Below are 23,076 nucleotides of genomic sequence, written 5' to 3' on the forward strand. Positions count from 1 at the left end.
TGGGTTCGTTGACAGGGTCGTAACGCTCGCCGCTCCCCCGGGAGGCCCTGTGGACGCCACCGTCGTGGTGCTCGTGTTGATCGTCCTGGTCGTGGGCGGCGGGTGGTACCTCGCGAAGACCCGGGCCGCGGCGAAGCAGCGCGAGCTGGAGGACGCCCAGGCCGAGGCCCGCCGCTGGGTCGAGCGCCTCGGCGGCCAGGTGATGTCGCTGACCGGCACGGACGTGGCCTCGACGCAGGCTCTGGCCGACGCGTCGGAGCGCTTCACCGCCGCCGGTTCCCAGATGGAGCAGGCGAAGACGCTGGAGCAGTGCCGCCTGGTCACGCAGACCGCGATGGAGGGCCTGTACTACGTGCGGGCGGCCCGGACGGCGATGGGCATGGACCCCGGCCCGGAACTCCCGGACCTGACCGGCCAGGGCCGCGCGGGCAAGGTCTCGGAGGACCGCCAGGTCACCGTTCAGGGCCACAACTACGCGGCCTCACCACACCCGGGCTCGGGCACGCCGCACTACTACCCCGGCGGCATGGTCGCCGGCCGCCCGGTCCCGCAGGGCTGGTACTCGGAACCGTGGTGGAAGCCGGCGCTGGTGGCCGGCGTGTGGGGCGTGGGCACGTTCCTGCTGTTCGACGCCATGTTCACCGGCATGGCGGGCGTGGCGATGGCCGACGCGTACTCCGACGGCTACGCCGACGGCATGGCCGCCGACGGCGGCGACGCGGGCGGCGACATGGGTGGTGACATGGGCGGCGACTTCGGCGGCGGCATGGACTTCGGCGGCTTCGACATCTGAGGCCGAGCGCGCCGCGCGTGCCGGAACAGCACGCGCGGCGCGGTCAGACCGATTGGGTCCGGAGTACGGAAACAGCCGCCCCGCGAGCCCCGAACCACTGCTCCAGCTCAAGACCGTCCAGCTTCAGCCCCGGAACGACTTCCGCAGGCCCCAACACGGTTCCGCGCATCCCGGGAACCGTGGCGTCCACCAGCACGGCATCGCGGAAGGAGGTCGACTCCACCACCGCGCCGGACAGGTTCGCCCGGCTGAAGTCGGCCCGCAGGAACGACGCGTCGGTCAGGTTCGCGCGGCTCAGGTCGGCTTCGGTGAACCGCCCGTCCACCGCGTCCGCCTTGGTCAGGTTCGCCCCCACCAGCTTCGCCCGCACGAAGCTCGCCCCCCGGACGACCGCCCGGACCAGGTCCGCGTCGGACAGGTCGGCCCGGATGAAGCGGGTCTCCTCGCAGTGCGCCGCCCACAGCTCGATGCCGCGCAGGGTCGCGTCGGCCAGGTTGGCGCGGCTGAACCAGGACTCCACGAACGGGCCGCCGGACAGGTCCGCGCCGCGCAGGTCGAGGTCCAGCGCGTACAGCGGTTGGGACGGGTCGGCCAGCCACTCCCGGAACGCCGCCACCGCCGCGGCGTCGGTGGGCCACCGCGGCGGCTGCCACGGGTCACGGGTACCAGATGATGCGGTCACCCCAGCCCTCCTTCGCGACGATGGACTTCATGTTCTCGATGTCGGCCGCGCTGGCGTTCCGCGTGTCCATGATGACGTTACGCCCCTTGTCGAACTGGCCCTGGACGGTCTCCCGGAACCACTGCTCGGTGTAGGCGTTCTGGTAGGGCCCGCTGTTGCGGACCCGCTCCGGCACCTCCGGCGGCCAGTCGGAGTGGGCGCCCTTCATGTCCCACGCCTGGCCCTTGGCGTCCACGAAGTCCCCGCGCCCCGGGATCAGGTTGCCGTCGGCGTCCTTCGGCCGGTCGAACGGGCCCAGGCCGCGTTCCTCCAGGTCCAGCATGACCCGCGCCTCGTCCTGCGAGCCGGGGCGGACCTTGCCGCTGTGGTCCGGGTCGCGGGCGACGTCGGCGAAGCGCTCCGGGTTCTTCGCCTCCAGGTCCTTGAGGTGCTGGTTGAGCGCCGCCTTCTCGGCCGGGGTCAGCTCCGGGTGGGGCTGGGACAGGTCCGTGGGCCGGCGCGGCAGCGCCGGGTGCGGGTCGCCGCCGGGGGTGGGCGGCGGCGGGTTGTTGTCACCGGGCGGCTTGCCCGAGCCACCCGAGCCACCGCCGCTGCCGTCCGTGGGCGGGTTGCCCGACGACGTCGGCGGCGGGTTGCCGGAGGACGTCGGCGGGGTGCCGGAGGTCGGCGCGTCCACGCCGGAGGTGTTGGTGGTGCCGCCGTTGACCTGCGGCGGCTGGGACACGGGCGCGCCGGAAGTGTTCGTGCCGCCGCCGGGAGGCGTCCCGTCCGCGCCCTGCGGCTTGACGTCGGTGTTGCCCGGCTTCTTCACCGGGTCGGGCGCGTGTGGGGTGCCGGCGCCGTCCGGGGCCTTGCGCAACGCCTTCAGCCCGCGCTTGATCAGGTCCCACAGCTCGTCCAGCCGGGACAGCAGCGGGCGCAGCTTCGCGATCGACCGCATCAGCAGCGTGATCTTGTCGGCGATCTTCGCGACCCACTTGGCGATGATCGACGTCGCCGCCGCCACGACGTGCGGCGTCGCGAAGCCCAGGGTCACGGCCTCCTCGGCCAGCCACTGCGGGACGCGGGCGAGCAGCGTGGCCACGCACTCGGCGATCAGGTCGCGGACCAGGCCGCGGACCGTGCCGACCAGCACGCCGCTGACCTCCACGACCGCGCTGATGATCCCGGCGCAGTTCGCGGCGGCGGTGATGTGGTGGGACTGGTTGGTCACCGAGGCGCGGTAGGCGTCGGCGGCGGGGCCGGTCCAGCTCGCGGTGCCCCGGCTCGCCTCGGCGGTCAGGTCACCGCCCGCGTCGTTCACCGCCCGCGACACGTTCTGCCAGGTCCGCGCGTACGCCGCGATCTGGTCGCTGTCGCCGGCCAGCCAGTTCAGCGCCTGGCGCAGCGGTCCGACGTGCTCGATCAGCCAGGACACCGCGGAGGCGACGATCGAGCCCAGCGGGTCCAGCACGAACGACAGGGCTTCCAGGCCGGTGCCGGCCAGGCCCAGCCCGGCCTCGACCCACGACCCGTCGCGGACGCCGTTGTAGAGGTCCACGGCGGATTCGACGATGCCGATGCCGGTGTAGGACCGGGTCGAGTCCTGCCGCGGCGCGACCAGCGGGTTGTTCATCGGTCGCCGTCCCGGAACGGACGGGTGTTGGTCTGCTCGACGGCGTCGTAGTCGGCGGCGGTGCGCCGGACGCCCGCGATGGTCTCGGCGACCGACTCGGCGACCTCGGTCAGCGACGCCACGCCCGCGTTCGCGATGAACATCATCATCGGCGGCAGCATGGAGCACGTCTTGCCGTAGGCCTGGCCGGACAGGCTGACCTGCCGCGCGGCGTCCACCGCCCGGGTCAACTGGTCCTCCACGCCGCGCAACCGGTCGGCGTGGCCTCGTAACTCGTCGGCGACGACCTCGTAGCCGCTCACGCACACCCCCTACTCGGTGACGGCGGGACCATCCCAGTCCTCGTCGTCCTGGACGGGCCGCCGCGTGGGCGGCGGAGGGGCCGACGGCCGCACCTGGTCCGCCCAGGGCGGGGTGTCGGGCGCGGGCTCCGGGAAACGCTGCCGGTAGGACGACACCAGGGCCTCGGCGGTTCCCGGGTCGTCCACGCCGACGGACGTGACGATCTCCGACACCGCGCCCGCGATGCGCGCCTGGGCGCGGCGGATGGTGGTCATGATCGACGCGGCGAGCGCCGCGCCGGAGACCTCGCGCGCCTTGTCGGAGATCTCCAGGTGCTGCAACGCCCCCGACGCGCCGACGCTGAGCCGCACCAGGCCGTCGCGCGACACCTCGTGCACGGCGACCTCGGCCACCTGCTCGCTCACCCGCTGGTACTTCTCCGCCTTGGCCGCGACGCCGGCCGCCCACCGGGCGATCTCCTGCTCCGTGCGCACCTCGTCGCCGCCGAACACGGGTTCGGTCACCACGTGCCCCCTCTCCTGCACGGTGATCGTTCCGGGCGCGGACCGCGTTAGCAGGCTAGGACGGCTGGCAACCCGGGCACCAGAACAGGTTGCGCCCCACCAGCTCCGCCATCGCCACCGGGGTGCCGCAGAGCAGGCACGGCAGGCCGGCGCGGCGGTAGACGTAGACCTCGCCGCCGTGGCGGTCCCGGCGCGGCGCGCGGCCGGTGACCTCGGGCAGGTGCTCGGGCCGCACGGTGTCGATGCGGCCGACCTTCACGCCGGCGCGCATCAGCACCACGAGGTCGGACCACAGGTCGTCCCACAACGCCCGGTCGATCTCGTGGCCCGGCGTGAGCGGGTGGACGCCGTGGCGGAACAGGACTTCCGCGCGGTAGACGTTGCCGACGCCCGCCAGCACGGACTGGTCCATCAGGAGCACGCCGATCGGCTGGCGCGACTTGGCGATCTTCGCGAACGCCCGCTCGGGATCGGCGTCGCGGCGCAACGGGTCCGGGCCCAGGCGGGCGCGCAACGCCTTCACCTCGACGTCGGTCAGCACCTCGCAGCGGGTCGGGCCGCGCAGGTCGGTCCAGTGGGTCTCGCCGACCAGGCGCATCCGCACCTGGCCGACGGGGTCGAGCACGGGGTGCTCGGACTCGGTGAACGTGCCGTACAGGCCGAGGTGGACGTGCACGATGGCGTCCCGGCCGTAGACGTGGAACAGGTGCTTCCCGTGCGCCTCGGCCTTCTTCAGCACCCGTCCGTCCACACTGGACGCTTCGAACCGGCCCTGCGGGCTGGTGACCTCGACGGCGCGACCGGCGTAGCGGCGGTGGTGCAGGCGGGCGAGCCGGTGGAGCGTGTGGCCTTCAGGCACGGAACGGCACCACCGAGCACAGGTGGGTGCGCACGACGGTCCGGGAGTCGCGGCCCAGGAGGCGCTCGGCCAGCTCGACCGCGCGCGGGCGGTCGTGCCGCGCCAGCACGGCGCACAGGTCCGCGAGCTGCACCGCGAGGTCGAAGCCGTGGCCGCCGAACCGGGGGACGGCCGGGGCGCGGAAGGTCCGCATGCGCCGGAGCGCGACCGGGACCCGGGAGGGCGGGGGAACGACGGTGCAGGTCGGCTCGCGGGGCGCGGCGGGGACGGCCCAGGCGTCGGCGGGCCGGGCCAGGCCGCGCTCCACGGCCTCGGCGAGGTCGGGGGCCCACTCGGAGCCGTCCGCGGCGTGGGCGAGCTGCCAGCCGAAGTACACCTCGTCCGCCCGGCCGAGCATCGCCCGCAGCACGCGCCGGCGGTCCGGCTCGTCGGCGTCGGCGACGAACCGCGCGCCGTCGGCGACCGCGCCGGCCAGCGCCGGGAACGTGCGGTCGCGGCCCTCGTGGTCGGTCAGCATCCCGTGCCACGGCGACCGCGGGCCCTGCTCGACCGTCGCCGCCACCACCGGGTACACCGGCGCGTGGCCCCACGCCGTGAGCGCCAGCAGGGCCAGGTAGCGGTGGTAGCGCCCGGCGGAGTCGTCCACCAGGACCGACCGCAGCCCCGGCACCCGTCGCAGGTACCGGGGCTCGTCGGCCGCCGCGTCGATGACCGTCTCGGGCTCGCCCAGGGGACCGCCGTCGAGATCGGTGAACAGCAGGTCGCGGATCATCGGTGTCGTCGGATCAGGGCAGCGGCGGGGCCTCGTGGGTGCGCTCGTACTCGCTCATGATCGCGATGCGGCGCGCGTGGCGGGGCTGGTCGGAGAACGGCGTCGCGAGGAACGCCTCGACGATCTCCACCGCCTCGTCCGTGGTGTGCATCCGCGCGCCCAGGCCGATGAGCTGGGCGTTGTTGTGCTCGCGGGCGAGCTTGGCCGTCTCGACGCTGTAGGCCAGCGCGGCGCGGGCGCCGGGCACCTTGTTGGCCGCGATCTGCTCGCCGTTGCCGGAGCCGCCGATGACGACGCCCAGGCTGCCCTCGTCCGCCACGACGCGGCGGGCCGCCTCGATGCAGAACGGCGGGTAGTCGTCCTCGGCGTCGTACTCGGCCGGGCCGACGTCCACCACGTCGTGGCCGGCGGCGGCCAGGTGCTTCGCGAGGTGGGCCTTCAGCTCGAAGCCCGCATGGTCCGATCCCAGGTAAACACGCACGTCCCGGGAGTCTGCCATCCTTGTTCGAGTGTTCGGACAAGAGGGTTCCCAGCTCAGGCTGGAGTGGGGCGACGAGGGCGTCACGGCGCTCGGCGGGCTCTGCTCCGTGCTCGTGATCGTCGACGTGCTGTCGTTCAGCACCGCCGCGGACGTCGTGGTGAGCCGGGGCGCGCAGCTGCGCCCGGTGCGCTGGAGCGACCGGGAGAGCGCCGCGCGACCCGCGGACCCGACCTGGTCGCTGCGGCCGTCGTCGCTGGTGGACATCCCGGCGGGGACGGTGCTGGAGCTGCCGTCGCCCAACGGCGCGACGCTGTGCGACCTGGCCTCGTCCACCGGGTCGGTGGTCCTGGCGGGCTGCCTGCGCAACGCGCGGGCGGTGGCCCTCGCCGCGCGGGAGCTGGCCGGGGGCGGCCCGATCGGCGTGGTGCCGGCGGGCGAGCGCTGGGGGGTGGACATCAACAGTCCCGGGACCGCCCACCGGGGTCCGCTGCGCCCGGCGGTGGAGGACCTGCTCGGCGCGGGCGCGGTGATGGCCACGCTCCTGGGGTACGGGTCGGCGTCGGTCGAGGCGTGCGTGGCGGCGGAGATGTTCGCGCGGGCGCCGGTCGAGGACGTCGTCGCCGGGTGCGTGTCCGGGCGCGAGCTGGTCGCGGCCGGCCACGCCGGGGACGTCGAACTCGCCTCGCAGGTCAACGTGAGCACCGCGGTGCCCCGGCTGGTGGACGGCGTGCTGCGCGCCTGACGCGGGTCAGGTGCGGGCGGCCACCCAGGCGGCCAGCTCGACCCGGTTGGCCACGCCGACCTTCGCGAACAGGGCGGTCAGGTGGTTCTCCACGGTCGAGACGGACAGGTGCAGCCGGGTCGCGATGACGTGGTTGGGGTGGCCCGCCGCCACGAGCAGGGCGATCTCGCGCTGCCGGGTCGTGAGGTCGGCCAGGGCGACCCGGCGGACCTTCGGGCGCAGCGCGAGGGCGTAGACGGCCTCGCGGTCCATCCCCGTGCCGCGCTGGAACGCCTCCCGGAACCGGGTCTCGCCGACGCTCGCGACGACGGTCCGGCGGGCCTGCTCGCGCCGGCGCCGGAACGGGACCAGGCCGCCGATCGCCACGCCGGTCGCCTCCTGGAGGGCCACGGCCGCGCCCAGCAGTTCCGCCGTGGACTCCAGCACGCCGGACGCGGACGAGTCGCGGTCCGCCACGGCCGCCTGCGCCCAGGCGATGGCCTCGGAGGACCAGGTGCTGCCCCACTGCTCGCGCAGGGCGACCTGGGTCTCCAGGCTCTCCCGGAACCACTCGACCGCCCGCGCCGGGTCGCCGTGCCGCAGCGGGACCAGGCCGCACGCCCAGCGGGCCCAGCTCGCGGCCCAGGTCGCGCCGGCCGCCCGCGCGTCGGCCAGGCAGTCGGCGGTGGCGTCCGCGCCGGTCCGCTCGTCGCCGTGGAAGCCCGCGGCCAGGGCCTTGATCAGCTTGAACTGGCCGCGGTCGCCGGGCGAGTCGGCCAGCTCCACCGCGCGGCCCAGCAGGGTGATGCCGCGCGGGTCGTCCTCCACGAGCATCGCCCACGCGCCTTCCAGGAACACCACGGGCGCCACTTCCGCCGGGCCGATCAGCTCCCGGCAGTGCGCGAGGGCGGCGCGGGCGGCGTCCTGTGAGCCTTGGCACAGGGCGATCCAGCCCAGGGTCACCGTCGCGCCCACACGTTCGGGTGACGGGCGGACCGGGGCCAGGTCGAGCAGGGTCGTCAGCCACGTGCGGAACTCGCCCAGCAGGGCGTGGAAGAACTGCACGCGCAGGCGGCCCAGGTCGGTCAGCAGGCCCAGGCCGAGTTCGGCGCGTTCCGGGGTGGTGGCGCAGTGGTTCAGGGCCGCCCGGAAGTTGGGCATCTCGTCGTGGGCCGCGCCGAGCAGGGCGACCTCGTCCGGCGAGTACCAGGTGGCGGCGTAGCGGGCGGCCAGGGCGCGGAAGTAGGCGCTGTGCGCGTCGCGGACGCGGTCCTGCTCGCCCAGCGCGGCCAGGCGGCGGCGACCGTGCTCGCGGATCGGCTGGAGCTGGCGGTAGCGGCCGTCCGGACCGGCGTTGACCAGGGACTTCGCCACCAGGTCGGCGAGCAGGTCGAGCACCTCGTGCGCGCCGATGCCCTCGCCCGCGCAGACCTCCTCGGCGGCGGCCAGGGAGAACCCGCCCGCGAACACCGAGACGCGCGCCAGCAGCCGTTGCTGCTCGGGCGAGCACAGGGCGTAGGACCAGTCGAGGGTCTGTTCCAGGGTGCGGTGGTGGCTGCGGACCCGGCGGGTGCGGGTGGCCAGCAGGCGACCGCCGTCGAGGCGGTCCAGGACGTCCCGGGGGGCCATGCCGCCGCCCAGCCGCACGGCGATCAGCTCCAGCACCAGCGGCAGGCCGCTGGACCACTCGACGAGTTCGGCCAGCGCGGCCTCGTCGGCCGACGCGGACCGCGTGGCGCGCCCCGCCGCCTCGGCGCGGCGCAGCAGCAGGCGCATGGCGTCGGAGCCGGGACCGCCGGCCAGCGACAGCGGCGGCACGACGACCGTCCGCTCCCCCGCGATGCCCAGGTGGTGGCGGCTGGTGGCCAGCACGCGCACGCCCGGCGCCTCCTCCAGCAGCACCGCGCACAGGTCGCCCGCCGCCTCCGCCAGGTGCTCGCAGTTGTCCAGCACCAGCAGCAGCTCGCGGTCGCGGAGGTGGTCCAGGAGCACGTCCACCGGGTCGGCGTCGGACTGGTCGGTGATCCCGACCGCGTGCACGACCTCGCGGTGCAGCTCCTCCGCCCGGGTCACGTCGCCGAGCCGGGCCACCGCGACCGGGAAGGCGTGCCGGGCGCGGCACTGGCGGGCGACCTCCAGCGCGAGCACCGTCTTGCCGACCCCGCCCGGCCCGGCGAGCGTCACCACGCGGTCCGGCCCGAGCACGTGCCCGGTGGTGTCGGCGACCAGCGCGTCCCGGCCGACCAGCTCGGTCACGGGTGCGGGCAGTCCGGTCCGCGTCCGTCCTGTCGTCATCGTCCCCCCACCGCCTCCCAGGAGGCCGACGCCGAAGCTTAGGGGACCCCCGGTTCGCGGGACTGCGGAGTTCCCGGGTACCCGCCGCGGGGCGGGCGCGGAAGAGTGGGCCGCGTTCCTCTCCCGAGGACAACGCACGGTCGTGCCGTCCGGAGACTGCTCTCCCCAGCGCTATCCCGGTACACGACCGAGGGGGGCTGTCATCGGGGTCTCGCGGGTCGTCCCAACCCGCCGGGACCCCGATCGACACGTCACCCCCTGCTCCCGCCGGGCGAGCGGCCCACGCGGGCTACCACCGGGCGAGCGCCCCGCCGCCGGCCCCGCGCCGGGCGAGCGGCCCGCCGCGGGGCTACCGCTGGATGGACTTGACCTCGGTGAACTCGTCCAGCCCGAAGCGCCCGAACTCGCGGCCGTTGCCCGACTGGCGGTACCCGCCGAACGGCGCGCTGGTGTTGAACGCCGCGCCGTTGATGTCCACCTGGCCCGTGCGCAAACGCTTGGCGACCCGCAGCGCCCGCTCGGTGTCGGCGGAGAACACCGCGCCGCCCAGCCCGTAGACGGTGCTGTTGGCGATCCGCACGGCGTCGTCCTCGTCCGCGTACGGCATCACCGACAGGACCGGCCCGAAGATCTCCTCCCGGGCGATCGCCATGTCCGGCGTGACGCCGCCGAACACGGTCGGCGCCACGTGGAAGCCGCGCGCGGTCGGCGCGTCCGGCCCGCCCTGCGCGAGCGTGGCCCCCTCCTCGACACCCCGTCGGACGTAGCCGACCACGCGGTCGCGCTGCGCGGCGGACACCGCCGGGCCCAGGCGGGTGGTGGCCTGCGCCGGGTCGCCCGGCTCGTACTTGGCGGCAGCGGCGGCGGCGATCGCCAGGGCCTCGTCGTGCCGGTCGGCGGGCACCAGCAACCGGGTCCACGCGCTGCACGCCTGGCCGTTGTTCATGAACGCGTTGGCGACGCCGATCTTCACCGCGCGGGCCAGGTCGGCGTCGTCCAGCACGACGTTGGCCGACTTGCCGCCCAGCTCCAGCGCGACCCGCTTGACCGTCTCGGCGGCCAGGGCCGCGACCCGGCGACCGGCCCGCGTCGAACCGGTGAACGACACCATGTCCACCAGCGGGTGCGCGGCCAGCGCCTCGCCGACGACCGGACCGGTGCCGTGGACCAGCGAGAACGCCCCGTCCGGCACGCCCGCCGCGCGCAGCACCTCGGCCAGGAGGTCCGCGGTGAACGGCGCCAGCTCGCTCGGCTTGAGCACGACCACGCTGCCCGCGGCCAGCGCCGGGACCACCTTGGCGACCATCTGCTGGAGCGGGAAGTTCCACGGCGTGATCGCGCCGACCACGCCCACCGGTTCGCGCACGACCAGCGAGTTGCCGATCTCCTCGCCCGCGAAGTAGCCGTCGTCCAGCGCGTCGGCCACGCCCCGCGCGATGCCGACCGGGTTGGGGACCTGCACCTTCCGGGCGAACGTGATGGGCGTGCCCATCTCGGTGGTCATGGTCGTGGCCAGCTCTTCGGCTCGCGCCTCCAGCTCGTCGGCGATCCGCCGGACCAGCTTGGCGCGTTCCTCCACCGGGACCGCCGACCACTCGTCGAAAGCGGCGGAGGCCCTGGTCAGGGCGTTGTCCACGTCCTGCGGGGTGCCCGCGGGGACGGTGCCGACGACCTCTTCGGTGGCCGGGTTCACGACCTCGATCATGACGCTCCTGTGACACTCTGAGGCGATTTCCGCCCCAGAGTGTCACATCGGCCGGGTCAGGAGAAGTCCAGGTCCCCGGTCCGGGTGCGCTTCAGCTCGAAGAACTTCGGGAAGCTCGCCAGCGCCACCGCGCCGTCGAACACCTTCAGCGCGTCCTCGCCGCGCGGGATGGCGGTCAGCACCGGGCCGAAGAACGCCACGCCGTCGATGTGGATCGTCGGCGTGCCGACGTCCTCGCCCACCGGGTCCATGCCGCGGTGGTGGCTGGCCTTGAGCTCCTCGTCGTAGTCGGTCGAGTGGGCGGCCTCGGCCAGCTCGGCGGGCAGGCCCACCTCGGCCAGCGCCTGCTTGATGACCACGTCGTAGTCCTTGTTGCCCTCGTTGTGGATGCGGGTGCCGAGGGCGGTGTAGAGGTCGCGCAGGACGTCGTCACCGTGGTGCTTGGCGGCGGCGATGGCCACCCGCACCGGGCCCCACGCCTTGTCCAGCATCTCGCGGTAGCGGGCGTCCACGTCGCGGCCGGAGTTGAGCACCGAAAGGCTCATGACCCGGAAGTTCAGGTCCAGGTCACGGTGCTTCTCGACCTCCAGGATCCACCGGGACGTGATCCACGCGAACGGGCAGACCGGGTCGAAGTAGAAGTCGACCTTGGTGGGTGCCGACATGGTGGGTGTCTCCTCTGTGTTGCTCGTGCGGCGGTCCGCCGCGGCGGCGTCCTCAGGGTCCAACCCGCCGACCCGGCGGAGTCTTCCCTCGGACGCCAGTCCACTTCTCCCGGTCCCACGTGATTGGATGCGACTGTCGTGTTCACCGACACGACACTTCTCCCCGTTCCGACGACGTCGGCGCCCGGCCAACGAGGGCGTCGGCAGACGAGGTGACCTGTGGCGGCACCCAACCTGACCCGCGACCAGGCGCAGCAGAGGGCTGCGCTGCTGGAAGTCGACTCCTACCGGATCGAGCTGGACCTGACCGACGGCGGCGGCAAGCCCGGCTCGGAGGTGTTCCGCTCCACCACGACGATCGCCTTCCGCAGCCGCACCCCGGGCGCGTCGACGTGGGTCGACATCGTGGCCGCCACCGTGCACCGCGCCGTCCTCAACGGGGTCGAGCTCGACGTGTCGGACTACCGCGAGGAGGACGGCATCGCGCTGACCGACCTGCGCGACGTCAACGAGCTGACCGTCGAGGCCGACTGCCGGTACATGAACACCGGCGAGGGCCTGCACCGGTTCGTGGACCCGGTCGACGGCGGCGTCTACCTGTACTCGCAGTTCGAGACGGCCGACGCCAAGCGCATGTTCGCCTGCTTCGACCAGCCGGACCTCAAGAGCGTCTACACCATGACCGTGACCGCGCCGGCGGACTGGAAGGTCATGTCCAACGCGCCGATCGAGTCCACTGTGGACGGCGTGGGCGGCGCGGACCGGCACGTCTTCGAGACCACCAAGCCGATGTCCACCTACCTGGTGGCGCTGGTCGCGGGCCCGTACGCCGAGTGGCGCGACGAGTACACCGACGGCGAGACCACCATCCCGCTGGGCATCTACTGCCGCGCCTCGCTGGCCGAGCACATGGACGCCGAGCGGCTGTTCACCGAGACCAAGCAGGGTTTCGGGTTCTACCACCAGGCGTTCGGGGTCAAGTACCCGTTCGGCAAGTACGACCAGTGCTTCGTGCCGGAGTTCAACGCGGGCGCGATGGAGAACGCGGGCTGCGTCACGTTCCTGGAGGACTACGTCTTCCGCAGCCGCGTCACGCGCTACCTGTACGAGCGGCGCGCCGAGACCGTGCTGCACGAGATGGCGCACATGTGGTTCGGCGACCTGGTCACCATGCGCTGGTGGGACGACCTGTGGCTGAACGAGTCGTTCGCCACCTGGGCGTCGGTGCTGGCGCAGGCGGAGGCGACCGAGTACCGGCAGGCGTGGACGACGTTCGCCAAGATCGAGAAGTCCTGGGCGTACCGGCAGGACCAGCTGCCCTCGACGCACCCGGTGGCCTCGGACATCCCCGACCTCCAGGCGGTCGAGGTCAACTTCGACGGCATCACCTACGCCAAGGGCGCTTCGGTGCTCAAGCAGCTCGTGGCGTACGTGGGGCTGGAGAACTTCCTCGCGGGCCTGCGGGTGTACTTCGCCAAGCACGCGTGGGGCAACGCGACCCTGGCGGACCTGCTGTCCGCGCTGGAGGAGGCGTCCGGGCGCGACCTGTCGTGGTGGAGCGCGCAGTGGCTGGAGACCACCGGCCTGAACCTGCTGCGCCCCAGGTTCGCCGTGGACGCGGACGGGAAGTTCACCGAGTTCGCGGTGTTGCAGGGCGGTGCCCGGCCGGGCGCGGGCGAGCTGCGCACGCACCGGTTGGCGATCGGCGTCTACGACTCGGACGAGTCCGGGAAGCTGGTCCGCACGCACCGGGTCGAGCTGGACGTGGACGGCGAGCGCACCGAGGTGCCCGAGCTGGTCGGCGTGCCGCGCGGCAAGCTGGTGCTGGTCAACGACGACGACCTGACCTACTGCACGATGCGGCTGGACAGCGACTCGCTGGCGTCGCTGATCGACCACATCTCCGACATCGCCGAGCCGCTGCCGCGGACGCTGTGCTGGTCGGCGGCGTGGGAGATGACCCGCGAGGCCGAGCTCAAGGCGCGCGACTTCGTGAACCTGGTGCTGGGCGGCCTGCACGCGGAGACCGAGGTCGGCGTCGTGCAGCGGCTGCTGCTCCAGGCGCAGACCGCGCTGTCGTCCTACGCGGACGTGTCGTGGCGGGGCGAGGGCTGGCGGCGGTTCACGGCGAAGACGCTGGAGCTGGCGCGGGCGGCCGAGCCGGGGTCGGACCACCAGTTGGCGTTCGTCAACGCGCTGGCGGGTTCGGTGCTGGAAGACGCCGACCTCCGGGTCGTGCGCGGCTGGTACGACGGCACGGACGTGCTGCCGGGCCTGGACGTGGACACCGACCTGCGCTGGCGCCTGCTCCAGGCGCTGGTGGCCCACGGCGCCGCGGACCTGCCGGAGATCGCCGCCGAGGAGGAACGCGACCCGACCGCCACCGGCCGCCGCCGCGCCGAGTCGGCCCGCGCCCTGCGCCCGACGGTCGAGGCGAAACAAGAGGCCTGGGACCGGGCGGTGAACGACGACGAGCTGCCCAACGCGGTCAGCGAGGCGATCGTGGCGGGCATCCAGCACCCTGGCCAGAAGGAGCTGCTGCAGCCGTTCGTGGCGCGCTACTTCGCCGACGTGGCCGACGTGTGGGAGCGGCGGTCGTCCGAGCGGGCGCAGTCGATGGTGATCGGGCTGTTCCCGTCGTGGTCCATCGCGCAGGAGACGGTGGCGGCGGCGGACGCGTGGCTGGCCGAGGAACGGCCCCCGGCGTTGCGGCGCTTGGTGTCGGAGGGCCGTGCGGGCATCGTGCGCGCCCTGGCGGCCCAGGAGTTCGACCGGTCCTGACCCTGGTTCGTCGACAGGCCGCGCTTCCACCGGGAGCGCGGCCTGTCGCTTTGTGCGCTGGAACCACTCCTGCGCGCAGGGACTGCTGACCGCGCTGGACGCGACGAAGGCCGCGCCCCTCGGGGACGCGGCCTTCGTGGTGAGCTGGGGTCAGGAGCGCGGAGCGCTGCCGGCTTGGTCGGTGAGCATGCGGAGGCCGCTGAGCAGGCCGCCGGCGATGTCGCCCTCCTTGAAGGACGCCACCATGCTCATCACCGCGAGCTTCGCGCCGCGGTCGGCCAGGCGGCGGTGGGACTCCTCGCCGGTCACGACCTCGACCGCCCGCTCGCCCGGGGACACGGCCACCAGGACCGCGTGCGACGGGCGCGGGGTGGCGGCGTGCAACTCCTCCGCGCGGGCGCGGGTGTCGGAGCCCAGTTCGCCCAGGTAGACGCTGAAGTCCAGGCCGGTGGTCCGGCTGGCCAGGGTCAGGGCCTCGTCCAGGCTCGCGAGCTGCACCGGCGTGAACGGCAGGCTCGGGGCCTGCGGCTCGTACATCTTCGCCGCCGAGACCCGGCCGCTGTTGGTCACGACCGCGCCCAGCGGCAAGCCGGCGGGATCGACCTTCGCCACGTGACTACCAGTTGCCACGAGCACCTCCCCTGGCGGTCGGGCCCGACGCCGGGGCCGACTCGACGTGGTGGTCTGCGTTGAGCCCCCCGGGGTTCGCGCTCCACCACACGGGCGCGTAGTTCCACTCCTGGCCCGGGCGGTACCGCGTGATGCGGGTGGCCTTCGGCCTCAGCGTCAATAGCGTGATCACGCCGTAGATGGCCAGCGGGATCAGCGCGAAGACGAGCACGGTCTCCACGATGGTCACGGCGGTTACGGTAACCGATCCACCCGCTCACGTCCGGGCGAGGGGGCGTGCGAGCACCGCGGCCGTCAGCACGACCACCCCGCCCGCCACCAGGTACACCGTCCCCAGCGTCGTCGCGGCGGCCAGCGGACCGGCCAGACCGGCCCCGATCGGCGACAGCCCCCACGCCAGCACCCGGTAGGCGCTGGTCACCCGACCCATCATCGGCACCGGCGTCAACCGCTGCCGCCGGGTCGCCGACAGCACGTTCCACCCCGCCGACGCCAACCCGAAGCAGAACGCCGCCACGACCGCCACCGGCACCCACGGCACCCCGCCGAACACCGCGAACGCCACCCCGAGCAACGCCAGCGCCCCCACCATCACCGGCGCGCCGCCGAGCCGGGCCGCCAGCACGGGGCTCAGCCGCGCCCCCGACAGCGCGCCCAGCGACATCACGACCACCAGCCACGGCACCCACTCCTCGGGCAGCCCCAGCACGGTGATCGAGTACAGCGACAGCATCGCGTTCACCGCCGCCGCGCACACCGCGGAGACGCCCACCGCGAGCACCAGCACCCGCAGGCCCGGTTGCCGGAACAGGTACGCGACCCCCTCGGTGAACTGCCCGCGCAGCGTCCCGGTCCGCGCCGCCTCGGGCGCCCGCGCCACCTCGGGCACCCGCGCCACGAACACCGCCGCCACCACGAACGTCAGCGCGTCCAGGGCGAAGCACGCGGCCGGGTGCCACCAGAACAGCAGGCTGGCCGCCAGCGGCCCGACCAGGTCCATCCCGACCGTCTCGGCGGTCACGAACCGGCTGTTGGCGGCCTCCAGGTCGGCCGGCCCGGCCAGCTCCACGAGCAGCACCTGGGACGCGCTGTCCGCGAACGTCTCCGCACTGGTGAGCAGGAACCCCAACGCGCACAGCAGCGCGACGCCCGCGCTATCCGTGAACACCGCCCACGCCAGCAGCCCCGTCACCAGCGCCCGGAACGTGTGCGCGACGGCGACGACCAACCGGGGCCGCCACCGGTCCACCAGGACGCCCGCCGGCAACGCCACGAGCAGCCACGGGAGCACCACGGCGACGGCCACCGCGGACGCCGCGAGGGGGCTGCGCGTGCTCACGGCGGTGTAGAGCGGGAGCGCGACCGTGCGGACCCCGTCACCCACCAGGGACGTGATCCACGCGCCCGTCAGCAGCCGGAACGCCGGCGTGTGGACGCCCTGTGCACCGATCGACCGCTCCACGTCTGGGACCCGTCTGTGATCTGGACGACTCTCAAGCAGAGGTCAGGTTACGCACGGTGTCCAGAGTGGCGGAACGTAGTAACCGAACGGTTCTACTGTCGCAGTGAGTACACCCGGACGGACTTCCCCCGGAAGGAGGCGAATGGCGGCCGGTTTGGCGTCTTGTCCTCCGCCCACTCGGCTTCTAGCTTTTCACCTGTACGGGTCTTGCGCATCCGTTTCCGGATACTAATTCCCGCCCGATGAGTCTCGGAGGACACGACATGTACACCATGAACCGCGCCGGGGTTGCCTCCTTCACCCTTTCGTCGTACGCCCGAACGGACGAGTCGGTTACGCCTGTTCAGCTGCCTGCCGTGGCGGCCAAGTCGGTGCGCATCACGGGACGGGACTCCGTTCGGATCACCTCGCGGGACAGCGTCCGCATCACCGCCCGGGACAGCGTGCGGATCACGGCGTCGGTCCGGATCACGGCCCGGGACAGCGTGCGCATCACGGCCCGCGACTCGGTCCGCATCACGGCGCGCGACAGCGTGCGCATCACCGCACGGGACTCGGTCCGCATCACGGCGCGCGACTCCGTCCGCATCACGGCGCGGGACTCGGTGCGCATCACGGCCCGGGACAGCGTGCGGATCACGGCGCGGGACTCCGTTCGCATCACGGCGCGCGACAGCGTGCGCATCACCGCCCGGGACAGCGTCCGCATCACCGCCACCCGGGACGACCTCGCGCTCGCCGCCTGACCGCCGACCTACGCGGCCGGCTCGCCCAGGTAGGGCAGCCACAGCGGATCGGCCTCGGTCACGCCCGCCAGCAGCCGCCAGTGCGGCCCGCGCGGCGCGGCCGGCACGACCCGCAGCCGCCAGCCCAGTTCGGACAGCAGCTTGTCGGCCTTGCGGTGGTTGCACTTCGCGCAGCAGGCCACGCAGTTGGTCCACGAGTGCGCCCCACCCCGACTCCGGGGCACCACGTGGTCGATCGTCTCGGCGCGTCCGCCGCAGTACGCGCAGCGGTACCGGTCCCGGTGCATCAGACCGGCGCGCGTCAGGGGCACCCGCCCCCGGTACGGCACGCGGACGTAGTTGCTCAACCTGATCACTGACGGTACGACGACCTCGGAAGTGGAGGAATGGACGACGGCGCCCGCCGGGTCGCCGTGCACCACCTCCGCCTTGCCGCACACCACCAGCACCACCGCGCGCCGCAGCGGCAGCGCGGTCAGGGGCTCGAAGGTGGCGTTGAGCAGCAGGACCTTCCGTCTTCCCCAGGGGAAGGTCTTGGGCGCCGGACCGGCCCCTTCCCCGTCCGCGACGGCGTGCACCGCCACCTGTTTTTGGCCGGACGGGGCCAACGACGCGATCCCGGCGTTCACCAGGGCGCCGATCGGGGTGGGTTGTCGGTCTGGCACGCGACCACCTCCACCGGTTCAGCCATAGCAGACCACACTTCACCCCCAAAAATCACGTGTGATACCTGACGCGTCGCGGAGCCGGGGCCGAAAGTTCGGTGAACACCCTCCTATCGCACATGGTTTTCATCCCGCGCTAACCTCGGCGGGGTGACGCACCCTTCACCCGCGGCGCAGCCCGCGACGATCGCCTACCCCACCGCGGAGCGCCTCGACCTGGTCGAACGGCTGCACGGGCATCCGGTGCCCGACCCCTACCGCTGGCTGGAGGACCCCGCCGACCCCCGCACGGCCGAGTGGTCGACGGCCCAGGACGCGCTCGCCCGCGCGTGGCTGGACGCCCAGCCCGGCCGCGAGGCCCTCGGCGCACGCCTGGCCGAGCTGATGCGCACCGGTTCGGTGGGCACGCCGGTGTGGCGGGCCGGACGGGCGTTCTACACCCGGCGCGGGCCGGAGCAGGACTTCCCCGTCCTCTACGTGCTGGAGGACGGGGAGGAGCGGGTGCTGCTCGACGTCACCGCGCTCGACCCGTCCGGCCGGACCACGCTGGACCGCTGGACCCCGTCCCTGGAGGGCACGCGGCTGGCCTACCAGGTGTCCGTGGGCGGCGACGAGCACTCGTTGCTGCACGTCCTGGACGTGGCGACCGGCGAGCTGGTCGAGGGGCCGATCGACCGGTGCCGCTACTCCCCCGTCGGCTGGCTGCCCGGCGGCGAGGAGTTCTTCTACGTGCGCCGCCTGGACCCCGACCTGGTGCCCGAGGACGAGCGGCAGTTCCACCGGCGGGTCTGGCGGCACCGGGTGGGCACGGACCCGGCCCGGGACGTGAACGTCCACGGCGACGGCCTCGACCACACCTACTACTACGGGCTGTCGCTGACCGACGACGGCCGGTGGCTGGTGGTGAACGGCGCGCCCGGCACGGTCCGGCGCGACTCGGTGTGGATCGCGGACCTGCACGGCGACGGCGAGCTGCGCGAGGTCGTCTCCGCCGAGGCCGGCGCGCAGTGCTCGGCGTGGGTCGAGGGCGACCGGCTCTACCTGCGCACCAGCCTCGACGCGCCCCGGTTCCGGCTGTGCGTGGCCGACCCGGCCCGGCCGACCGAGTGGACCGAACTGGTCCCCGAGCAGCCCGACTCCGTGCTGGACGGCGCGACCTGGCTGGACGGGACCCTGGTCCTGCTGCGCACCCGGCACGCGGTGTCCGAACTGCACCTGCACGACCCGGCGACGGGTGCGTGGCTGGGCGAGGTCCCCCTGCCGGGCACCGGTTCCCTGCACGGCTGGTCCACTGTGGACGACCGGACCGACGCCGACCGGGACGTGCTGTGGTTCGGCTGGTCGGACTTCGTGACCCCGCTGTCGGTCTACAAGTTCGCCAAGTCGACCGGTCGGACCGTCCTGCACGCCGCCGCGCCGGGCGCGGTCGAGCTGCCGGAGCTGACCACCCAACAGGTCGAGTACACGTCTCCGGACGGCACGACCGTGCGGATGTTCGTGGTGTCCGGCCAGGCCACCCCCGACCTGCCCCGGCCCGCCCTGCTGACCGGCTACGGCGGCTTCGCGGTCGGCCAGGGGCCGGGCTACCGCGCCACGGCGCTGGCCTGGGTCGAGGCGGGCGGCGTGTGGGCGCTGCCTTCGCTGCGCGGCGGCGACGAGGAGGGCGAGGAGTGGCACCGCGCCGGGATGCGCGAGCGCAAGCAGAACGTGTTCGACGACTTCCACGCGGCGGCGCGGAAGCTGATCTCCGACGGGTGGACCTCGCCGCAACAGCTCGCGATCATGGGCGGTTCCAACGGCGGCCTGCTCGTGGGGGCGGCCCTGACCCAGCGCCCGGAGCTGTACGCGGCCGTGGTGTGCTCAGCGCCACTGCTGGACATGGTGCGGTACGAGAACTTCCTGCTCGGGCGGCTGTGGGCGGAGGAGTACGGCAGCGCGGCGGTCCCGGAGGAGCTGGCGTGGCTGCTGTCCTACTCCCCGTACCACCGGGTCCGGGCGGGCGTTGAGTACCCTTCGGTGCTGTTCACGGTGTTCGAGTCGGACAGCCGCGTGGACCCCAACCACGCCCGGAAGATGTGCGCCGCGCTCCAGCACGCGACGGCGAGTGATCCGACCAAGCACCCCGTGCTCCTGCGCCGGGAGACCGAGGTGGGGCACGCGGGCCGATCGGTGAGCCGGTCGCTCGGCCTCGCCGTGGACCAGTTGACCTTCCTGGCCGGTGCGACCGGGCTGGAGTTCGCCCGAGGGTAGTTTTCGAGGAGGAGTGAGCCGGTGGATCTGTCGGTGGACGTCGAGTCGACGCTGGCCGTCGACTGGTGGGTGGAGAACGGCCCGAAGATCGCCGAGGGAGCGCTGCGGATCGCGCTCACGGTGCTCATCGCGGTGGTCGTCCGCTTCCTGCTGCGGCGGCTGATCGATCGGCTCACCCGGGGCGCGTCGGAGGGGCGCAAGCCCAAGCTGCTCAAGCCCCTGCGCGAACGCGCCCCCCAGGCGTTGAACGGGCTGGTGTCCGAGCGGCGGGAGCAGCGCGCCAAGACCATCGGCTCGGTCCTGAAGTCGGTCACCACGATCGTGGTGTTCGGCATCGCGTTCATCCAGGTGCTCACCGAGCTGGGCATGAACGTGGCGCCGATCCTGACCTCCGCCGGCATCCTCGGCGTCGCCATCGGCTTCGGCGCGCAGAACCTGGTCAAGGACTTCCTGTCCGGCATGTTCATGATGCTGGAGGACCAGTACGGGGTCGGCGACGTCGTGGACCTGGGGCCGGCGACCGGCACGGTCGAGTCGGTGGGGCTGCGCATCACCACGATCCGCGACACCAACGGCACGGTCTGGTACGTCCGCAACGGCGAGATCCTGCGGGTCGGCAACTCCTCGCAGGGCTTCGCGGTCGCGGTGGTGGACCTGCCGCTGGCCTACGGGGCGAACCTGGCGTCGGCGAGCGAGGTGCTGACCACGGCGGCGCTGGAGGCCGTGGCGGAGGAGTCGCTGGAGAAGGACACCATCGACAAGCCGCAGGTGCTGGGCGTGGAGAAGGTGACGCCCGAGGGCATCACCATGCGGGTGACGGTGAAGGTCCGGCCGGGGCGGCAGTGGGCGGTGCAGCGGGCGCTGCGGGCCAAGCTGATGCCGGCGCTGGAAGGGGCGGGGATCTCGCTCAAGGCGTGAGTCCCCCCGGACTTGAGGCAGGATGGAAGCGTGACCAGTACCGAGAACTTCTACGAAGCGGTGGGCGGGTACGAGACGTTCCACAAGATCGTCGCGCGCTTCTACGAGCTGGTCGCCGACGACCCGGTGCTGCGCCCGCTCTACCCGGAGGAGGACCTCGGCCCCGCCGAGGAGCGCTTCCGCCTGTTCCTGATGCAGTACTGGGGCGGCCCGCACACCTACTCCGACCAGCGCGGCCACCCGCGGCTGCGGATGCGCCACGCGCCGTTCGTGATCGGTCCCGTCGAGCGGGACGCGTGGCTGCGGTGCATGCGGGTCGCGGTGGACGAGGCCGACCTGTCGCCGCAGCACCGCGACCAGCTGTGGGCGTACCTGGAGATGGCCGCGAACAGCCTCATGAACGCCTGGGTGTGACCGCCGACCCGCACCACGATCACCCGAACGGGGACGGGTGATCGCGGTGCGGGTGGCAGGATGACACCTCGTGCGACGATCCTCCGACCTCCAACCAGAGATCGCCGACGAGTCCGCCTGGTGGCGTGACGCCGTCTTCTACCAGGTCTACGTGCGCTCGTTCGCCGACTCCGACGGCGACGGCGTGGGCGACCTGGAGGGCATCCGCTCCCGGCTGGGTTACCTGGAACTGCTCGGCGTGGACGCCCTGTGGCTCACGCCGTTCTACACGTCCCCCATGGCCGACCACGGCTACGACGTGGCCGACCCGCGTGACGTGGACCCGCTGTTCGGCGACTTGGCCGCCTTCGACCGCCTGGTCGCCGAGGCGCACGAGCACAACATCCGGGTCACCGTCGACCTCGTCCCGAACCACACCAGCGACCGCCACGAGTGGTTCCAGGCGGCGCTGCGGGCCGGTCCGGGCAGCGCGGAGCGGGACCGGTACGTCTTCCGCGACGGGCAGGGCTACGACGGCTCCCAGCCGCCGAACAACTGGACCAGCGTCTTCGGCGGCCCGGCGTGGACCCGGGTCGCGGACGGCCAGTGGTACCTGCACCTGTTCGCGCCCGAGCAGCCCGACCTGAACTGGGAGAACGCGGACGTGCCCGCGGACCTGGTCCGCACGCTGCGCTTCTGGCTGGACCGCGGCGTGGACGGGTTCCGGATCGACGTCGCCCACGGCATGGCCAAGCCCTACGGCTTGCCCAACATGGAACCGCGGGCGGCCCAGGGCTCCGGGGTGCTGCACGACAACGCCCTGGACCCCCGGTTCGACAACGACGCCGTCCACGACGTGCACCGCCTGATCCGCAAGGTGCTCGACGAGTACCCGGGCCGCATGGCGGTCGGCGAGATCTGGGTCAAGGACGACGAGCGCTTCGCCCGCTACATCCGCCCCGACGAGCTGCACCTGGGCTTCAACTTCCGGCTGGTCGAGGCGGCGTTCGACGCGGACGCGGTCCGTTCGGCGATCGAACACTCCCTGGCCGCCGTGCAGCCCTACGACACGCCCCCGACGTGGACCCTGTCCAACCACGACGTGGTCCGGCACGTCACCCGCTACGGCGGCGGCGAACTGGGCACGAAGCGGGCGCGGGCGATGGCCCTGGTCGAACTGGCCCTGCCCGGCGTCGTCTACCTCTACAACGGCGAAGAGCTGGGCCTGCCGAACGTGGAACTCCCGGACTGGGCCCTCCAGGACCCGACGTGGCTGCGCTCGGGCCACACCGAACGCGGCCGCGACGGCTGCCGCGTGCCACTGCCGTGGGAGGGCACGACACCACCGTTCGGCTTCACCACGGGCGCCGGCACCTGGCTGCCGCAACCGAACGAGTGGGGCGCGCTGACGGCGGAGTCGCAACTGGAAGACCCGGAGTCGATGCTGTCGCTGTACCGACACGCGCTGGAACTGCGCAAGACGCACCCGAAGATCAGCGGCGACGAGGTCGAGTGGTACGGCGCACCAGCCGGCTGCTTCGCCTTCCGCCGCAAGGGCGGCGGCCTGATCTGCGCCCTGAACACCTCAGGCGGCCCGGTCCCGCTGCCTCCGGGCGAGGTCCTCTTGTCCAGCGGCCCGATGGACGGCCCCCAACTCCCCCCGGACACAGCAGTCTGGCTCGTCTAACGCGCGCGTAGCGCGCTTCCGGGCGCGAAGCGCCAAGCGGGCAGTCCACCGGAGAGGACACAACCCAAGCCGGGCTTCTTGCTTGTGTCATCTCCGTATGGCCCGCCCGAAGGGCTACCACAGATTTCCCGGGTGCAGCCGAATTTTTTG

General features: G+C 73.0%; 22 protein-coding genes. 8 read left to right on the top strand and 14 right to left on the bottom strand.

Features of this window, described 5'->3' with window-relative positions; all coding sequences use genetic code 11:
- Nucleotides 1-49 precede the first annotated feature (49 nt).
- Nucleotides 50-793: a hypothetical protein gene (locus AB0A74_RS25700; RefSeq protein ID WP_358253228.1), complete on the top strand. Its 744-nt coding sequence runs from the start codon at nucleotides 50-52 to the stop codon at nucleotides 791-793.
- 43 nt (nucleotides 794-836) lie between these two features.
- On the opposite strand, the gene AB0A74_RS25705 is transcribed toward AB0A74_RS25700, so the two are convergent.
- The 7 genes from AB0A74_RS25705 to AB0A74_RS25735 are packed head-to-tail and all read right to left on the bottom strand — an operon-like array spanning nucleotide 837 to nucleotide 6,008.
- Nucleotides 837-1,475 carry a pentapeptide repeat-containing protein gene (locus AB0A74_RS25705; protein WP_358253230.1) on the bottom strand — a complete coding sequence of 213 codons (639 nt, stop codon included), beginning with the start codon at nucleotides 1,473-1,475 and terminating at the stop codon, nucleotides 837-839.
- Complete coding sequence (locus AB0A74_RS25710; RefSeq protein WP_358253232.1) at nucleotides 1,450-3,090, bottom strand: hypothetical protein; 1,641 nt, start codon at nucleotides 3,088-3,090, stop codon at nucleotides 1,450-1,452. The genes AB0A74_RS25705 and AB0A74_RS25710 overlap by 26 nt, the downstream gene beginning before the upstream one ends.
- Nucleotides 3,087-3,392 carry a type VII secretion target gene (locus tag AB0A74_RS25715; RefSeq protein WP_358253234.1) on the bottom strand — a complete coding sequence of 102 codons (306 nt, stop codon included), beginning with the start codon at nucleotides 3,390-3,392 and terminating at the stop codon, nucleotides 3,087-3,089. The genes AB0A74_RS25710 and AB0A74_RS25715 overlap by 4 nt, the downstream gene beginning before the upstream one ends.
- A gap of 9 nt (nucleotides 3,393-3,401) precedes the next feature.
- A complete protein-coding gene (locus AB0A74_RS25720; protein ID WP_358253236.1) occupies nucleotides 3,402-3,896 on the bottom strand; it encodes a YbaB/EbfC family nucleoid-associated protein in 495 nt (164 codons plus the stop codon).
- A 55-nt stretch (nucleotides 3,897-3,951) separates the two neighbouring features.
- On the bottom strand, nucleotides 3,952-4,755 hold the full coding sequence (locus tag AB0A74_RS25725) for a DNA-formamidopyrimidine glycosylase family protein (RefSeq protein ID WP_358253238.1): 804 nt from the start codon (nucleotides 4,753-4,755) through the stop codon (nucleotides 3,952-3,954).
- Nucleotides 4,748-5,527 (bottom strand): hypothetical protein, encoded by a 780-nt coding sequence (locus AB0A74_RS25730; protein WP_358253239.1) that lies wholly within the window; start codon nucleotides 5,525-5,527, stop codon nucleotides 4,748-4,750. The genes AB0A74_RS25725 and AB0A74_RS25730 overlap by 8 nt, the downstream gene beginning before the upstream one ends.
- A 13-nt stretch (nucleotides 5,528-5,540) precedes the next feature.
- The gene (locus AB0A74_RS25735) at nucleotides 5,541-6,008 is read right to left on the bottom strand and encodes a ribose-5-phosphate isomerase (protein ID WP_358253241.1); all 468 of its coding nucleotides are present in this window, start codon (nucleotides 6,006-6,008) and stop codon (nucleotides 5,541-5,543) included.
- Nucleotides 6,009-6,036: 28 nt separating this feature from the next.
- Here AB0A74_RS25735 and AB0A74_RS25740 point away from each other — a divergent pair, with 28 nt between their 5' ends.
- On the top strand, nucleotides 6,037-6,750 hold the full coding sequence (locus AB0A74_RS25740) for a 2-phosphosulfolactate phosphatase (RefSeq protein ID WP_358253243.1): 714 nt from the start codon (nucleotides 6,037-6,039) through the stop codon (nucleotides 6,748-6,750).
- A gap of 6 nt (nucleotides 6,751-6,756) precedes the next feature.
- On the opposite strand, the gene AB0A74_RS25745 is transcribed toward AB0A74_RS25740, so the two are convergent.
- The 3 genes from AB0A74_RS25745 to AB0A74_RS25755 all read right to left on the bottom strand — a co-directional run bounded on the left by AB0A74_RS25745 (nucleotide 6,757) and on the right by AB0A74_RS25755 (nucleotide 11,394).
- Nucleotides 6,757-9,024 (bottom strand): LuxR C-terminal-related transcriptional regulator, encoded by a 2,268-nt coding sequence (locus AB0A74_RS25745; RefSeq protein WP_358253245.1) that lies wholly within the window; start codon nucleotides 9,022-9,024, stop codon nucleotides 6,757-6,759.
- A gap of 349 nt (nucleotides 9,025-9,373) precedes the next feature.
- Nucleotides 9,374-10,729 carry an aldehyde dehydrogenase family protein gene (locus AB0A74_RS25750; RefSeq protein ID WP_358253247.1) on the bottom strand — a complete coding sequence of 452 codons (1,356 nt, stop codon included), beginning with the start codon at nucleotides 10,727-10,729 and terminating at the stop codon, nucleotides 9,374-9,376.
- A gap of 56 nt (nucleotides 10,730-10,785) precedes the next feature.
- Complete coding sequence (locus AB0A74_RS25755; RefSeq protein ID WP_358253249.1) at nucleotides 10,786-11,394, bottom strand: DsbA family protein; 609 nt, start codon at nucleotides 11,392-11,394, stop codon at nucleotides 10,786-10,788.
- A 219-nt stretch (nucleotides 11,395-11,613) separates the two neighbouring features.
- On the opposite strand from AB0A74_RS25755, the gene pepN reads away from it, so the two are divergent.
- Nucleotides 11,614-14,175 carry an aminopeptidase N gene (gene pepN, locus AB0A74_RS25760; protein ID WP_358253251.1) on the top strand — a complete coding sequence of 854 codons (2,562 nt, stop codon included), beginning with the start codon at nucleotides 11,614-11,616 and terminating at the stop codon, nucleotides 14,173-14,175.
- 150 nt (nucleotides 14,176-14,325) lie between these two features.
- Here the strand turns inward: pepN and AB0A74_RS25765 are convergent, their stop codons facing one another.
- The 3 genes from AB0A74_RS25765 to AB0A74_RS25775 are packed head-to-tail and all read right to left on the bottom strand — an operon-like array spanning nucleotide 14,326 to nucleotide 16,267.
- Nucleotides 14,326-14,805: a DUF5130 family protein gene (locus tag AB0A74_RS25765; protein WP_358253253.1), complete on the bottom strand. Its 480-nt coding sequence runs from the start codon at nucleotides 14,803-14,805 to the stop codon at nucleotides 14,326-14,328.
- Nucleotides 14,792-15,034 (bottom strand): hypothetical protein, encoded by a 243-nt coding sequence (locus tag AB0A74_RS25770; protein ID WP_343936045.1) that lies wholly within the window; start codon nucleotides 15,032-15,034, stop codon nucleotides 14,792-14,794. The genes AB0A74_RS25765 and AB0A74_RS25770 overlap by 14 nt, the downstream gene beginning before the upstream one ends.
- Nucleotides 15,035-15,061: 27 nt before the next feature.
- Nucleotides 15,062-16,267 (bottom strand): MFS transporter, encoded by a 1,206-nt coding sequence (locus AB0A74_RS25775; RefSeq protein WP_358253254.1) that lies wholly within the window; start codon nucleotides 16,265-16,267, stop codon nucleotides 15,062-15,064.
- A 356-nt stretch (nucleotides 16,268-16,623) separates the two neighbouring features.
- Between AB0A74_RS25775 and AB0A74_RS25780 the strand changes: the two genes are divergently transcribed.
- Nucleotides 16,624-17,013 (top strand): hypothetical protein, encoded by a 390-nt coding sequence (locus AB0A74_RS25780; RefSeq protein ID WP_358253256.1) that lies wholly within the window; start codon nucleotides 16,624-16,626, stop codon nucleotides 17,011-17,013.
- A gap of 8 nt (nucleotides 17,014-17,021) precedes the next feature.
- Here AB0A74_RS25780 and AB0A74_RS25785 read toward each other — a convergent pair whose 3' ends face one another.
- Entirely contained in the window at nucleotides 17,022-17,678 is a 657-nt protein-coding gene (locus AB0A74_RS25785) for an HNH endonuclease (RefSeq protein ID WP_358253258.1), read from the bottom strand.
- Between the two features lie 150 nt (nucleotides 17,679-17,828).
- Between AB0A74_RS25785 and AB0A74_RS25790 the strand changes: the two genes are divergently transcribed.
- From AB0A74_RS25790 to AB0A74_RS25805, 4 genes are all read left to right on the top strand, one after another.
- Nucleotides 17,829-19,928, top strand: coding sequence for a prolyl oligopeptidase family serine peptidase (locus tag AB0A74_RS25790; protein ID WP_358253260.1), 2,100 nt, complete (start codon nucleotides 17,829-17,831; stop codon nucleotides 19,926-19,928).
- A gap of 21 nt (nucleotides 19,929-19,949) precedes the next feature.
- A complete protein-coding gene (locus AB0A74_RS25795) occupies nucleotides 19,950-20,846 on the top strand; it encodes a mechanosensitive ion channel family protein (protein WP_358253261.1) in 897 nt (298 codons plus the stop codon).
- Nucleotides 20,847-20,876: 30 nt separating this feature from the next.
- On the top strand, nucleotides 20,877-21,260 hold the full coding sequence (locus AB0A74_RS25800) for a globin (protein ID WP_343936050.1): 384 nt from the start codon (nucleotides 20,877-20,879) through the stop codon (nucleotides 21,258-21,260).
- A 70-nt stretch (nucleotides 21,261-21,330) separates the two neighbouring features.
- Nucleotides 21,331-22,926, top strand: coding sequence for a glycoside hydrolase family 13 protein (locus AB0A74_RS25805; protein ID WP_358253263.1), 1,596 nt, complete (start codon nucleotides 21,331-21,333; stop codon nucleotides 22,924-22,926).
- Nucleotides 22,927-23,076 lie beyond the last annotated feature (150 nt).

Origin of the sequence: Saccharothrix sp. NPDC042600 (genome assembly GCF_040647305.1) — a bacterium.
Taxonomy (GTDB): domain Bacteria; phylum Actinomycetota; class Actinomycetes; order Mycobacteriales; family Pseudonocardiaceae; genus Actinosynnema; species Actinosynnema mutabilis.

What these genes read in the sequence shown, in the direction of transcription:
- AB0A74_RS25745 (WP_358253245.1), bottom strand. Translation starts at nt 9,024, where the DNA reads ATGACGACAGGACGGACGCGGACCGGACTGCCCGCACCCGTGACCGAG.
- AB0A74_RS25750 (WP_358253247.1), bottom strand. Translation starts at nt 10,729, where the DNA reads ATGATCGAGGTCGTGAACCCGGCCACCGAAGAGGTCGTCGGCACCGTC.
- AB0A74_RS25710 (WP_358253232.1), bottom strand. Translation starts at nt 3,090, where the DNA reads ATGAACAACCCGCTGGTCGCGCCGCGGCAGGACTCGACCCGGTCCTAC.
- AB0A74_RS25730 (WP_358253239.1), bottom strand. Translation starts at nt 5,527, where the DNA reads ATGATCCGCGACCTGCTGTTCACCGATCTCGACGGCGGTCCCCTGGGC.
- AB0A74_RS25755 (WP_358253249.1), bottom strand. Translation starts at nt 11,394, where the DNA reads ATGTCGGCACCCACCAAGGTCGACTTCTACTTCGACCCGGTCTGCCCG.